The sequence below is a fragment of the Thioclava sp. SK-1 genome, from assembly GCF_001705665.1.
Taxonomy (GTDB): Bacteria; Pseudomonadota; Alphaproteobacteria; order Rhodobacterales; family Rhodobacteraceae; genus Thioclava.
The window spans coordinates 1-14,615 of the sequence record NZ_MDHA01000056.1 but is presented as its reverse complement, the minus strand read 5'-3'; the positions used below and the strand labels follow the sequence as shown (position 1 = coordinate 14,615).

General features: G+C 59.2%; 6 protein-coding genes and 1 pseudogene. 2 read left to right on the top strand and 5 right to left on the bottom strand.

All coding sequences use genetic code 11. The features are described from left to right. Positions 1–49: 49 nt before the first annotated feature. The gene (locus BFP70_RS13825; RefSeq protein WP_066012248.1) at positions 50–1,435 is read left to right on the top strand and encodes an IS1182 family transposase; all 1,386 of its coding nucleotides are present in this window, start codon (positions 50–52) and stop codon (positions 1,433–1,435) included. 139 nt (positions 1,436–1,574) lie between these two features. Here BFP70_RS13825 and BFP70_RS13820 read toward each other — a convergent pair whose 3' ends face one another. Then, positions 1,575–7,157 carry a RecQ family ATP-dependent DNA helicase gene (locus BFP70_RS13820; protein WP_141693210.1) on the bottom strand — a complete coding sequence of 1,861 codons (5,583 nt, stop codon included), beginning with the start codon at positions 7,155–7,157 and terminating at the stop codon, positions 1,575–1,577. Between the two features lie 150 nt (positions 7,158–7,307). Next, complete coding sequence (locus BFP70_RS13815) at positions 7,308–7,865, bottom strand: hypothetical protein (protein WP_066012246.1); 558 nt, start codon at positions 7,863–7,865, stop codon at positions 7,308–7,310. Between the two features lie 1,039 nt (positions 7,866–8,904). Between BFP70_RS13815 and BFP70_RS21410 the strand changes: the two genes are divergently transcribed. Beyond that, the gene (locus tag BFP70_RS21410) at positions 8,905–9,639 is read left to right on the top strand and encodes an ATP-binding protein (RefSeq protein ID WP_255356712.1); all 735 of its coding nucleotides are present in this window, start codon (positions 8,905–8,907) and stop codon (positions 9,637–9,639) included. Positions 9,640–10,110: 471 nt separating this feature from the next. Here BFP70_RS21410 and BFP70_RS13795 read toward each other — a convergent pair whose 3' ends face one another. The 3 genes and pseudogenes from BFP70_RS13795 to BFP70_RS20380 form a co-directional block, all read right to left on the bottom strand. Next, positions 10,111–12,168 (bottom strand): AAA family ATPase, encoded by a 2,058-nt coding sequence (locus tag BFP70_RS13795; RefSeq protein WP_066012243.1) that lies wholly within the window; start codon positions 12,166–12,168, stop codon positions 10,111–10,113. Positions 12,169–12,686: 518 nt separating this feature from the next. Beyond that, positions 12,687–13,694 carry a His/Gly/Thr/Pro-type tRNA ligase C-terminal domain-containing protein gene (locus BFP70_RS13790; RefSeq protein ID WP_176715575.1) on the bottom strand — a complete coding sequence of 336 codons (1,008 nt, stop codon included), beginning with the start codon at positions 13,692–13,694 and terminating at the stop codon, positions 12,687–12,689. Between the two features lie 580 nt (positions 13,695–14,274). Next, a pseudogene (locus tag BFP70_RS20380) lies at positions 14,275–14,577 on the bottom strand (IS481 family transposase); the annotation flags it as partial. Positions 14,578–14,615 lie beyond the last annotated feature (38 nt).

Sequence of the window (14,615 nt, the reverse complement as noted above, 5' to 3'; positions counted from 1 at the left end):
GAAGAGCTTTGACTGATTCAATTCCCCTATAAAAGCGGGGGATCTGACGATGATGGGACCAAAGCAGGAGGCACAGGCGGCGCTGTTTTATGAGTTCTCGTTGGAAGATCCTGTTCCACAAGAGCACCTTTTGCGTTCGATAGACCGGTTCGTCGATCTGAGCGACATCCGCCAGTACCTCTCTGAGTTTTACAGCCACACTGGTCGCCCATCGATTGATCCTGAGCTGCTGATCCGGATGCTTTTGGTGGGCTATTGCTTCGGTATCAGGTCAGAGCGCCGGTTGTGCGAAGAAGTACATTTGAACCTCGCCTATCGTTGGTTTTGTCGCCTTGACCTGTCTGATCCAATTCCCAACCATTCCACCTTCTTAAAGAACCGGCACGGGCGCTTCCGTGAGAGCGCTTTGCTGCGCCACTTGTTCGAAAAGACTGTCGCACGCTGCATCGCTGACGGTTTGGTGAGTGGGCAACGCCTTGCGGCAGATGCCAGTTTGATCGAGGCAGATGCGAATAAACAGAACTCCACACCAAAGAAAGATTGGGATCATAGCGCGATTGATCCAAACGATGCGCCGCGCGCTGTGAAGGAATATCTCGACGTCTTGGATGATGCGGCATTCGGCGCAGCATCAGAGGTAGAACCCAAGTTCACATCCCATTCTGATCCCGCTAGTCAGTGGACCGCAGCTCGGAAAGGCCCTGCATTCTTCAGTTATTCGACCAACTATCTGATCGACACCGACCACAGCGTGATCGTGGATGTCGAAGGCACCAGGTCAATCCGGCAGGCCGAAGTTGGTTCGGTCTGCAACATGTTGGATCGGATCAAGGATCTCCACGATCTTGATCCAGAACGCCTCATCGCAGACGCTGCATATGGGTCAGGCCCAATGCTGGGGTGGCTGGTGGGCCGCAACATCAAACCCCACATTCCCGTGCTGGACAAAGCTGGACGAACAGACGGCACATGGTCCCGCACTGACTTTGAATGGGACGCTGAGAACAACCAGTACATCTGCCCTGAGGGTGAACCTCTCAAGCAATTCCGTCGCAATTATTCTGATCCGAACCGCAAACCCACAGGCAAGGGCGTCGCCAAATATCAGGCTTTGAAACACACCTGTCAGGCTTGTCCATCCAAAATGAAATGCTGCCCCAAAGCAGATGCGCGCAAGATCACCGGTGAAGAACACGAAGATGCCCGCCAGGTTGCCCGTGATATTGCCAAGACCAAGCAATACGCCATCTCGATGCGGCTCCGGAAGAAAGTGGAAATGCTCTTCGCCCACCTCAAACGCATCCTCGGGCTGGGACGATTGCGATTACGCGGCCCATTCGGCGCAAATGACGAATTTTTACTCGCCGCAACAGCCCAAAACCTCCGCAAATTAGCCAAGATCTTTCCTGCACCGCAGCAAATGCGAACGGCCTGATAGGAAAGGTGCTTGCGCCTACTTTTGGACGCTACTTTCTGCGCCAGCAACACGTCGTTTTTCCACAGAATGGGCGGTGAGCCGACTTTCGCTGCGCGTGCCTTAGGCGAGCAGCGCGACATCAAAAGTCGACGTTGTTTTAACGAAATTTACTGTTGCGCGAGTGCAGGGCCAGCCGGCTCTGATGATGTGACCGCCATTCGGGGATGACAGTGAACCATTGATCGAGGAGGATTTTGCCGTGCTGATCTTCGTCGCTGTCGGTCTTGCGCCAAGAGACGAGGGCAAACACCTCGGCATAGAACTCCTCTCCGGCCACCCCCGGCGAGAAGCCTCTCTGCATTTTGCCGATGTGATGCAGCCCATTCTCGGTCGGCGCAAAGACATGCCAAGGGTTTCGATCCCGCTGGTTCTGGGCTTTCCTGATCAGAATGCGATCACCGGGCGTCAGCCGGGAGATAACGGCCTTGGTCTCTTGCCTCTCCCTCTCGTTGGAGTAGCACCCCGGCCCATCCCAGGCCGGGAAAGACAGAAAGACATCCCGGACAGAGCAGGGGATCAGTAGTGCCTTGGCTCGAGCTTCCAGTGAAGGTCGGTGCGGCTCAAGGTCGAGCGGCGAGAGATGCTCCGACCTCTCTCCCGAGATCAACCGCCTTGTCGGCGCCATGAAGCCCCCTGTTGTCAGGCTCAGGCTGTATCGGGCCCGGGTGGCGGCGACATAGAAAAGGCGTCGATCTGCGCCAGTGATCGACAGGCCGTGAAACCAGTCGCAATCGCAAACGACGACATTGTCGAACTCGAGGCCCTTGGAGCTGTGTGCGGTGAGCACCATCACGCCGTTCTGGTCGGGCCGCCAGCCATGCGCCCATTCTACGAACTCCTCGAGCGCCAGCCGCGGCGAGATCTCCACCACCTGTTCCTCGGTGGCTTCACTTCTCTCGGAGCTCCCCTCGGGGCCTTCTTCGGCCGCATCCATTTGGTCACGCAGGTAGTCCCTCAGCCATTGTGCCACGGCACGCGCCCAGAGGCTTCTGTAATGTTCTTCCAGCCACCCGGCGACCCGCTCGATGTTCTCCGGCAGCAGCACCCGGCCGACGCGCTCCTTCTTCTCCAGCCACTCCCTGACCCGGACAGCTTCCTTCACGCGCGCCATGGGTACGAGCCCCTGGAGATCGCGCGACACCTCGATTCCGGCACCCACGAGCGCGCGCTCGACCACTGGGATATGCGCGCGCCGGCGTACCAGCACGGCAGTGGATGCCCAGCGCCATTTCTCCTTGCCTACCGCTGCGCGCAGGCGGAGCAGCTCGGCCGTCGCGAGGGCCGCGTGGCTTTCAATGGTTCGATCGGCATTCTCAAGGATCGTTACCCGTCCAAGGTCGGGATCGCGCGGTCGGTGATAGCGGCCTTGCAGTGTATGATGGACCCGATCTGGATCGATTTCGATTTCCCGGGTCTTCAGGCGATCGGAGCAATGGGAGATGATCTCAGCGGCACAGCGCAAGATGGCTCCGCTCGAGCGGTAGTTCCATGTCAGCTCGGGCATCTTCTTGGGCGTGTTGAACAGCCGATCGAAGGCGCGGATATGCTGCCCGCTGGCGCCCCCGAAGTCATATATGTTCTGGTCATCGTCTCCAACTGCAATGAAGCGGACATCGACGAGATCGGCCGCACTGCGCGCTTCACTCGCGGCCTTCTTCTGGCTCTGCTGCGAGATCTCCTTGATCAACGCGAAGGACTCCTCTGTCACGTCCTGGAACTCATCGACGAAGACCCAGCGGAAGCGCCGCAGGATAAGGTCCGAGAGATTGCCGCCGTCATCGCGTTGCTGAGTCAGCCGTGCGCTGGCACGCGACAGGATGCGGTCGAAGGCGCTGGCCTTGCGACCGCTGTCGGCCTCAGTGTCGGTGAGCCCGACTTCCTCGCCCACCGCCTCATCCGAGAGCTCAGCGAAGGACTGGCCGAGCACCTGCAAGGCAAAGGAGTGATAGGTGTAGACCGAGACGACCGCGCCGCGTCGGCCAAGTGCAGACTTCGCACGCAGGCGTGAGCGGATTTCTTCCGCGGCACGCCGGTTGTAGCACAAAGCCAGGATCTGATCGGGCGGCACGCGCTCGACGCCGACGAGCCAGACAATGCGCTCCACCAGCACCCGTGTCTTGCCGGCGCCCGGGCCGGCCAGGACCAGCAGATCTTTCAGGCTTGTGTCGTCATGAACGATTTTAGATTGCTTTGCGTCGAGCCTGCTGCGCAGTTCGATCTGCCGCTGGACCGGGGCAGGGCGGTTTTCACGGACCACCTTCAGCTCTTCGCCCTCGAAGAAGGTCGCGAGGCTCTCCTTCGACGGTGTCGCGAAATAGGATTTTAGAAGCTCGGCCGCCTCATCCGGCGCGTCGAGCACCCGCCGGGCGTATCCGTCCATGAGGTGCAGCTGGCGGATTTCTTCCTCCTGAAAGGCCTCCACCCCGGTGCGGAACATCTCCTGAGTGTAGGAGCGGACGGTCAGATTGGTATCGCGCGGCGCGATCTCGACGCAGACGGCCTCACTCTTGCTGTAGAGCCCGGCCGAGATGTCGAGCGCCTTGATCCGTGTCAGAAGGCGCAGATGACGCCGCACGAGACGCTCTGCTGCACCCGCCGCGAGCCTGGAGCCGTCCGGAGCGCGCCAGGTCCCTTCGACATCCATGTCGAAACTTGCCACCTCTTCAGCGAGATGATCCGTTTCGATACGCAGGTGGCGCTCGTCGTCCGCGAGCTTTTCGAGCACATCGAACACGCGTGATGTCTGCGCACGGTGTTGTTCGAGCCGAGCCCGGAGGTAGTCCGGCTCGAGCTCGGGCGCGTAGATCGTGAGCTGTCTCGTCAGGTTGGCCGGCGCCACCTTGACGCTGATGAGTTTGAGTCGGCGTAGCTCCTCGAAGAGCTGAAGAGCCTCCTTGGCGGTGAGGCGCACGCCTTCTTCAAGCTCGCTCTGGACCTTCTGAAGAAACGCTGCGAGCGTGATTTGGAATGGCCGCGGCGCGGTCTTGTCGGGGTGCTCGCCTTCCTCGACCGCCTGGGTGTCGTCGAAGCTGTCCTCTTCCGCTGCAGCCCGGGCCTCGAACAGGGTAATGATGAGTTCGACCACTGCGTCGCTCTTCTCCGCCCAGGTCGAGATGAGGCGCGGCGCAATCCGCGCACCGCCGAGCTTGATGTCGACGGTCTTGTCGAAGTGCAAAAGATTACGCCGATCCCGGAGCGCGCCCACGGCTTTGCGCACGACCTTCAATCGCCCGGTTTTTCGCAGACCACAGATATCTGCGAGCTCCTCAAGGTCGTCGGGCAGCTGGGGTTCTTCCCCCCTGGCCGCTTGGGCGGAGAAATATTGGACGATTCGGGTCTGGATACGGGTGAGACCCTTGGGATCGCGTTGAAGCGCGTCCAGAACCTGCCTTTTGACACGGAGATGGGAAAATCCGGATTGCAGCCCCACCTTGCGAATGAGGCCATGGGCCTCGAGTTCATCGAAGATGCGGTCGACCCTTGATTTCTGGAGCTCCCCGGCGCGCTCGTAGGTCGAGTCCTTCAGAAACCCCAGCACATCTTCAGCGACCACTTGGTAGGGCAGTGAGATCGGAGGGAAGCGGTTGGTCTTGCGCTGCACGCGGCGCTGGATGTCGAGCACATAGGCCAGGACAGCATCGATGTCTTCCTTGTGGAGATGCCCTTGGGCGCAAAGTCCAAGGCGGCGGTCATGCTCATCCGGGTCGTGCAGGAGAATGCAGGTGGCCGGCTTTTTGTCGCGCCCGGCGCGCCCTGCTTCCTGGGCATAGGATTCGAGAGAGGCAGAGGGTCCGGTGTGGAGCACCAAGCGCACCCGCGGGCAGTCGACACCCATGCCAAAGGCGATGGTGGAGACAATGACTTGTAAGCGTCCCTCGGCGAAGTCGCGTTCGACTCGCGCCTTGTCCTCCCGGCTGCGGTCGGCGTGGTAGAAGTCCACGCTGTGGCCGAGGGCGTCAAGACTGGACGCGATTTGCTGAGTGTCCTTTCGGCTGTAGGCATAGATGATTGCTTGGCCACCTTCGGGCAACAACGCCGGATCGCGAAGCATGTCGCTTAGCTGCTCGTGCCTTTCGCCATCACGGGGCAGCACACTGTAGATGAGGCTGGGACGTTCGGCCCCACCGTCGATCACTGATAGTGATCGGCCCATGCCGGTCTTGAAGGCTTTCTGTATGTCTTTCTGAGTCTCGGGCCGGGCGGTGGCGGTCACGCACAGTATGGCGGCTTTGTCGCTGCCACGGGCGCCGCACTCGGCGATCCATTTTGGCGCGCGCCGATAGTCGCCGCGAAAGCCATTGCCCCAAGCTGGAATGCAGTGCGCCTCGTCGAAGACCCACATGCCGATCCGCCGGCTCTTGAGCACTGAGCGTGTCGATTTAGAGCCGAGGCTTTCCGGTGCGAGGTATAGGAGGGCGATTCGGCCCTCGCGGATGTCTGAGAGGATCTCATCGCGGGTTACGACATCGAGATCGCTGTGCAGCCGCGCAACGCCGGGCAAACCTTCCTCTTCTGCCTTGGCGGCCTGATCCTCCATCAGCGCCTTGAGAGGCGAGACCACCACGGTGAGATCGCCGGTGCGCTCGTGATGCTCGAGGGCGGGCACCTGGAAGCAGCGCGACTTACCGGTGCCGGTCGGGAGAATGCCCAGGGCGGAGCGCCGAGTCAGGGCTGCGTCCATCACGCGCTGCTGATAGGCAATACCCTTCCCGTCGAAGGGCGGCTGGAAGCGCGGGGTCTCGCCCTCGGCCGGCGGAAACCACCGGTTCATGCTATGGAGCGATGTATCATGGTCCCGGCAGCGGCGGCAGCCGGACTGGCTGCATCGCCGCTTGCCCAGCTCATCCAGGGCCTCCTGGAAGCCGAGCTCCCCCTTTAGGAGCCACTCGGCCGGTGCCAGCCGCTGGTCGCGATGCCGAACCCAGCTCAGGGCCCAAGCCAGCGGCCAGCCGTTCTTTGCTTCGAAAGCATGGAAAAGCTGGCCGTGCAGCCCGCGCATGCAGACCTGGCCCTGAAACAACCGGACGATCGTGTCGATGATCAGCTTGGCCCCCGTCAGATTATAACCTGAAGGATTAGAGGCTCGCCCCAAGACGGCATCGAAGAAGGTCGCGTAGCCATTGTGGCTTGCGCCGATCCCGCACAGCCACCGCAGGACCTTAATCCATTCGTGATCCATCGTTTCGAAAGCCAAAACCTCGGAGCGAAGGAGGGCGATGGTCTCCAAGGTGTCCTGAACGGGATCTGCCAAGCCTGTCTGGGCAAGGTAAGGCTTCTTCAGAGCATGGGACTTGATGGCGGGAAAGGCGAGAGGGCTGAGCCAGAGCGTATCGACGAGCTGAAGATCATCGAATGACCTCCCTGTTAGCGCTTCGAGCTCAGGGAGATCGTGGATCGCTGCATTATGGCCGATCGCGAAGCGATGATTACGCAGTTCGGCCTCGATTTTCGTGGCCGACATTCCGCACTTGTTAGCGGCCTCCTCCGGCTCAGTGTTGGCAGGAAATGCGGCGGCGTCACGAAGGCGCGCCAGCCCCTTGGCGTCATCGATGATTTCGAGATCGAAGCCAACTGAGGCTGAAAGTAGGTCATCTAAATTTGCAATTGGCGTCGCCGAAGCGGTGGCACCACTGTGCTCCCTAACTACTTGAAACCCGCCGGAGAAAAAACGCTTGAACAAATGATACCTCTGGGCGGGAGGAGATACAAACTTCAAGCCGAATTCAATCGAAAAAATTGGTTGCGACCAAGTATGGGTGAAGGGCCGGTATGGGGAAGCCGCGCTGCGGCAATGGTAATCTTGAGTAATGATTGCTATGTGCCGCTTGGCTCAAGCTAAGCTTGGCGAATAGATGACGAATACCCTTTGATCTGAAACTTTTTTCCCGCGGTTCAGAAGTGCGTTCAAGTAACGGCGGCGCTTGTGACCTTCGACCAAGAAGTACTCAGTTTTGATGTGGTGTCCGATGCAGTCTATGAAGCCTTCTGGGGTTTTCAACACTATTGGCGGATAGTCCCAATGACCTGAGTCCAGTGCTTGTGCAGTCATGAGCTTCTCGCCAGTTCGGTGGCCGCTGAACACCTTGAAATCATGTTTTGGGTTCAGCGGCTCGTTGCCTCTCACGGTCCCAACTTTTGTGATGAAGTGATCAGGAGGCCAAGTCTCTTCACGATATTCCAAGTCGTCTATTGGGATAAATGAAGCTACGGAATCACGCCAATGGCGATATATCCATTGCTCGGCGAGGGCTTCCGGCAATTGCTTCAGATTCTCACCATTTCGTTTCCACCAGCTTCTGAAGTCCTCAACAGAATGGTCGCCATATCCCCTTGGCTCCAAGCAATCCGGCCAGACGAGGTCTTCCCCAATTTTTCGTAGATCAATCATGATCTGCTCTCACTCCCCATTGCGTCCCGCGTCGAGTCATCGTGTATGGCGTGTCATAAATCAATGTCCGCTTTGTTGAAGCTGTGATGCCGCATGAACCGGCGTGTTGAATGACTGCTCAGGGCCGATCGTGTCGGTTGATGGCTGCCGCTGAATTGACGATGATCGAGCCTTGCGTGACACCACTTTAAGCGTGCACAAGTTAACTTAGGACACATAGGGGCGGCGCGGTTGGGGAAGAGCTAGGTCTGCCACAAAGGTCATTCTTTATGAAATTTTGTTTCAAACGGATGCGCCAATGGGAACGAGCCGCATTGAAAAGAAACGATTTTTGAGATGTTGATAGGTAATGTTAGATGGCGCGCCACAGTTGTTAGACATAGAAATAAATGACCTTTTCCACTGAAATTTGACCTTTCGACATGATAAGAATGGCCACCAGCAACCTAGGTTTCTGGTGGTCTTTATATTTTTCAATGACTTAGGGTGAAATTGACCAATGGGCCGCTTTGCCCCGCGTCGCAAGCTTTCGGTGCGACGCTGACAGGTCAATCATTGCTGCCATCGCAATCAATGACGACGTTGCTGTCGGTACGTTTTCTGGAGACGGAAGCCGCCAAGTTTCGTTGCTTCTCCACCTCGGGCTTCACGAAGGAACTGCGGGTGGCATCCATTTGCTGACCATGTGAAACGTGAACTGCGTGTGATCGGCTAATGGCTCGTACGAGTGCTGGCAGGTCGTCGCATAGCGGGTTTACCCCGTTGGCAGGGTAATTACCCTCGGTCGAGGTAAAGTGGGGTAAATCCGTTCTCTTGCCGATCTGTTGCCTCTCTCGGCAACCGGCCGTCGATTGCACGACGCGCTCATTGAGGTCATCCCCACGGCGCCGATCGTCTTCGCCGGAGATGCCCAAATTCAGATCGGCAGAGGCCGCAAAGGTCGCGTCATTCAGCCCCCTCGGGCGGCTCCGAGGTCCTTTTCGTACCCTTTTTGCACCCTTTTTCGAGAATTTTCGAATGCCCTTTCGAGTTCGCTTTCATGCCACCACGCAGACGGGTCGTTGACGAGCACTTTGCCGAAGAGCGGCCTCACCTCGTGGCACTTCCGGCCCGACCCTACGAGGCGGTCCTGATCGTGGAGCGCCGTATCAGCCAGGAGGGCATGGTCGCTGCTCGCGGCAACCAATACAGCGTTCCGGATACGACCCGGTGCCAGTTCGTCAAAGTCCAGAACCACGCGACCGAGGTGCGAATCTTCGAGGATGGGGCGCTGATCGCGTGCCATCCGGTTCTGGAGGACAGTAACCAGCAGCGTGTCGGTCCCAGCCATCGCAAGCCGGTGCCTGTCGCGCGCCAGGCCGTGGTCAAACAACCATCCCCTGCGGATACCGCGGTGCTGGGCCGGTCTCTGGCCTGTCTCACGAGGCTGTCGGTCAGCGCCTGGCCAGCCAGCCGGAGGGCCGTCCATGATCCCGGTCACGGAACGCATTCGCCAAAGCCTTGTCAGCCTGCACATGGCCCGCGCCCTCGAAACGCTGGACCAAGTCCTCAGCCAACTGGAAAATGGCTAGATGACCTCCATCGAGGCGATCGACGCCCTACACTGGCGGAAGAATTTACCCTGCGCGAAGGGCGCCGCGTCGGTGTCGAACTGCGCACGGCCCGGCTCACGCCGATCAAGACGCTCGAGAGCTTCGACTTCTCCTACCAGCCATCCCTGGACCGGCATCGCATCATGGCGCTCGCCCAGCTGGAGTTCATCAACCGCGCCTAGGTGCTGCTTTTCCTCGGCCCGCCGGGCACGGGCAGCAGTTGCAACCGGCTGATGCTGGTGCCTGTCCAAGCCCGAATTCGACGCTGAGGGTAGCCATCAATCGGAAATACACCCTAGGGGTGCCGCATCGGTCTTGCCCCCGATCATCTGAGGCTGCGCCGTCGGTTTCGTGCTGAGGCGTTTCGGGTTCATCCCCTCTGGCGGGCTTCAGACGATCCATCGGCGCGCTTTCAATGAATTGGCGCAGCCGCTCTGGATCTGGCTCCGCGCTTCTTACAGATCGCAGATAGGCCAAGACAGAAAAGCCGAGCGCACATACTGTAATCATGATCCCTATGACGAGAACACCCATGTTTTCTTCCATGTCGTCCATCCCGTTACGTTGATGAATTCAGCTCACATCCCGAGCGGCGGGTCACCGCTTGGGCGTGAGGACTTCGGGACCGCACGTTCAGTGCAGGCTTGGGAGTATCATGCGGCGGTATCCGGCGTTTGAGCCTGAGACAGCAGCTGTGAAAGGCGCTCCCCAGTCAGGACGCCCGTTTCCAGAACGGCGCGTGCCATCTCCGCCATCTTGAACAATTGTGGCTGCAAGCGGCACCGCGCTTCCTTATCTGCCGCCGCGATCAGCGCGGATACTTCCGGCAGGTTACCTTGGATGACTTCGCGAATAAGAACTTCCGAATTGCTCGGCCCCAGCCAAAGCGGACCATTCTGGCCCAGACCATAAGCGCCGATCTCATTCGCGGCGGACCTGAGCACCTTCGCCAGATCGGAATCGCTCGCACCTCCTGCACCGCTCGATGGTTCTCCCAATACGAGGATCTCAGCCATTCGCCCGGCCAGAAGAACGGTGCGATCGCGATGCAGCGTAGCAGAGGTGTGTACCATGCCTTGACCCGCGGTCCGGCATTCGCCGCCATCTTCAGACAGCCGCAGATACTCGACGGTCAGCTCCGGGTAGGAATGTCCAACAAGCGCGTCACCGCATTCGTGAATTGCCATGCGCAGCAGGACATCGGGCGGCATGTTGTGCAATCGCCCGGCGAGCGCCTCCAGAATGTCCGTGGTGATCAACTTGCGTCGATTGCGCCGTGCCGTCGCGCGTCCCTTCCGGATCGCCGCGGCGCAGTCAGCACCCGTCCGCCCCATGGCCTGCACGGCACAGGCTTCGACATCAATGTCGTCATCGACCGACCGCAGATGCTGCCCGACAATCACGGCAAGGTCCTTTTGACAGGGCAGCGGGATGGTCGCGATCGTGTCAAAACGCCCTGACCTGCGGAGCGCCGGGGGAATCTTGTCGAATTCGTTCGCGGCGCCGACGACAATGACGCCCTCCCGCCCGCGGATGCCGTCCAACTGCTCGAGCAGGCCCTTTGTGGCCTTCAAATCATAACTTGAGTGCCTGCCATCGGACTGATGAAACGCGTCCAGTTCGTCCAAAAACAGGACCGTGGGCCTTGCGCTCTTCGCCTCTTCGAACGTCCGCTTCATGGACTTCATGAAATCCCCGAGGTGCCCTCCGGCCTGCCACTCAGAATACGAACTCGCGACAAAAGAGACGCCGACAGTCCGGCTCATTGCCCGCCCGAGTTCCGTTTTGCCCGTACCCGGAGGCCCGATCAGAAGCAGGCCGCGGGGCACGTCAGACCACTCCAATTCCCCCGACTGATATGCCGAGAGGGCATCCAGCAAATCCTGTGCTGCGACCTTTGCCTCGCCGTAGCCAGCCAGGTCGTCCAGATCGGCAACAGACGGGGGGATATCGGGCAGCAGGTCTTCATCGTCTTCTTCGTCATCGTCCGGGTACCGGGTCTGCGGCAGGTCCATCAGGAACTGGATTGCGCTCTGCCGATCCTCTGCGCGGCAGGCGCAAACCAGATCGAATGGTCTCACATGAGTGAAGTCACACCCTGCCAGAACGGGATGCTCTGCCTCCGCTTCACCGCCGAATTCGAAACCGAGGGCCAAGCTGATAATCTCGTGGTCTACCGGACCGAGGGTAAGGGGCTTCCGCGGGCAAAGCGGTAGCTGGCTCTCGTGCTTCTGTGACATGTCGGTGAGGTAGACGATCGGCTCTCCGGTCGAGAGCATAAGCGAGAATTCGTAGATCATGAGGTCCTGCCTGCATTGGCCCTCCAGCATCCGAAGATGGACGCGTTTCTTGGGGCCACAGTCCTTCGGCAGGTCGCAATCAAGGTACCGGTCGGCCGGTGCGGCGATCCTGATCGCTTTGGTTAGATCACCCGACTGCAGATGAGACCGCACGACCGTGATCGCCTTGTGCCCGAAGATATCGAACTCGGCGTTCAGGGAGGCTCTCATGAACATCATCAGCGCGATGAACTGCCCGAGGTCGAAATCGGGGTCCTTGAACACCGCAAAATCGGAATGAAGAGACCCAGTACGGCCACTGGCGGCGGCCAGTTTCGTCTTCGGCTTCTCCGGCGCCACCTCGATGAGATGATAGAGAATCTTGGCAAAGACCGCGCTGGTCCAGCTCGGATGGTGCTGCGTGTCAGGCATGGTGATGTCCTCTGGGCAAAGGGCGACCGGTCACGGAAATCCGTGTTTCAGAATGTTCGCCCTGATGTTGGTTGGTGCAGCGCTTATCCATGACCGCCGCAGCAAGAACATAGCAAGAACATTGAATTCAGAGAAGCCCAATCTCAAAGGGATCTTCACTCAACCAATTGCTATCATTGAAAATTTTTAGCCTCAACTTACTCGCACGGTTCAAGAGCCTGATTTCAGGAGGCTCGGATCTGACAAACCCTACAACTTGCAAGTCGTTTCCGGGACGCAAGCGCGGACGCTCCTGTTTTTCGCAAGGGCCCGAACGTCATTTCCGGCACTTGCGAAAAACAGCAGTCATCTTCGGAAGAGCCCCCGCAACGGGCACACACCCGCGTGCGCCGTCTCCAGTCGGACGCAGACGACCACCAAATCCCGAATCATACTGCGCCGGAGATGGACTGATGTGACGTGATGCTCCTGTCTCACCAAGTTCGAACCGCATGCCCGCTGTCCCGGTGCTGAAACCGCTACTTGGGCGCAGGGAACTGCGAGCTCAGAAACCCACCGACTTCACTGAGGGGGACGTCGTGGATCACCTCGCCAATCCGGATCGATACGGTTTCCCGATCGACTTCCCGGGCACCGATCACCGCAATGACGGGGATCATCTGTTCGCGCACCCGCACGATCCTTCGTGACAGCGTTTCACGCTGTGCGAAAAGCAACGATCGGAGGCCGGAGGATTTCAGAGCCGCCGTGGCATGGGATGCAAAGTCCGCATGCAGAGCCGAAACAGGCAGGACAGCCACTTGCACCGGAGCCATCCAGTACGGCAGTCGACCTTGGTGTTGCTCCAACACCATGGCGATCACTTGGGCGATGGAATTGACAACGGTGAAATGAAGTATGGCCGGCGTGGAACGTCCACCATCCTTGGCCACATACCGTGTTCCGTTCAGGCTGGCAGTTATGACGTCCAACTGCAGCGTCCCAACGTCTTTCAGGCGACCTTTACGATCAGGGAGCAAGAACTGCAGGCCAGGTCCCGTCGGCAGCGTGCGATCCGATTGCCTGATGCCCTTCACCCCCGCGGCCATTGCAGCTCCGACGAACGCCGCCTCAGCCTCTTCCAACTCAATTCCGACGGTCACAACGTCGATAAAGCCTGGGCGCAGAACCAGCTCCAGGTCCGGCAACCCCATCCCCGCATAGGCATCACGCACCATGGCGATAATTGCCGTCGTTTCGTCCCTGATCTGCTCAGACAAACACAGGACATGGGCATCCAGCGCGACAGACGCGGCAAAGGGCGAATGGTCGCCCAAGGCGCCAGCATTCCCTCCATCGCACTCAACGAACTCGGAATACCGGACCGGCAGATCGCGCCAGGATTTCAGTCCTGCATCGAAAAGCCGAAGGTGACCGCCGCACGACCGGCGCTGACCGCTGCCATGACTCAGATCGGCCCTGAGCACTTCCGCCTCTGGCAAACCGTCACCATCGGTCCCGAAGACCACACCGATGATTTTGTCCACTCCAGCGACGGAGGTTCGAACCTCACTGAAGCCAGACGTTTGAAGCAGCCTGAGGAAGTGGCCCTCAAGAACGCGGTGCAGCGTCCAGCCGCGCGGTTGCCATATTACGGAACCAGAACCGCCTGCTTCGGAAATGTAGAGCCCGAGCTGGCGGGCGAGCCTCCAGTGGTTCAAACGCGACACCTTATTCGATCAACTTTGGCCCAGAATAAGAGGAACGGGCACCATCGCAATCCCTCAACCAAACCGGTGGTCATGCACGTGAGGGCGGATTCCGGACCTTCGCTGCGGCGACAAGCCGATCGCCCAACAAAGGTGGAAGCCGACATTCTGAGCGGAGCAAGATCAAGGCTTGTCCTGCATCGCCGCTTGACGGAATAGAGCCCGTAGCAGAAGCGCCACCTTTAGGTTGCACGCGCACGCAGCGAAATGTTTGCTTCGGCTCAGCAAACATTCATGCCGCATTGCAGCCGTGGATCCTGTCGCTCATCCGCATTACAGGAAATTTCTCAGAAGCATTGGCTGCGTTGCGGAGCTTTCTGACGTTCGCTGCACATGCAGCGTTGTTTGCGGGCGGTGGCGCCGAGCGTGTCAGGTGCGGGATGGACGGCTGAGGCGCATAGGGGCAGTCATCAAGCGGCAGCAGCGTGTGGCGTCGAAACGCGACAATAGCCGCCTACTCAGCCTTCGGGAGGACCGCAGAACGTGGCGTCTTTAGGCCCGTCTTGAGATCATCAACCGTCTGCCGTCTACGCCACTTCGCAACTGTCTTTGGGTTGATCCCCAGCTCCCGGCACAGCATCGCGAGCGAAGCTTGCGATCGCTGTATTGCTGCTCTTACGGCGTGCGCGGTCGTGGCGCTTCCGTGACAAACTTGTCCCATAAGGCATCTTTACATTTCTGCAAAAGGATCAAACCATT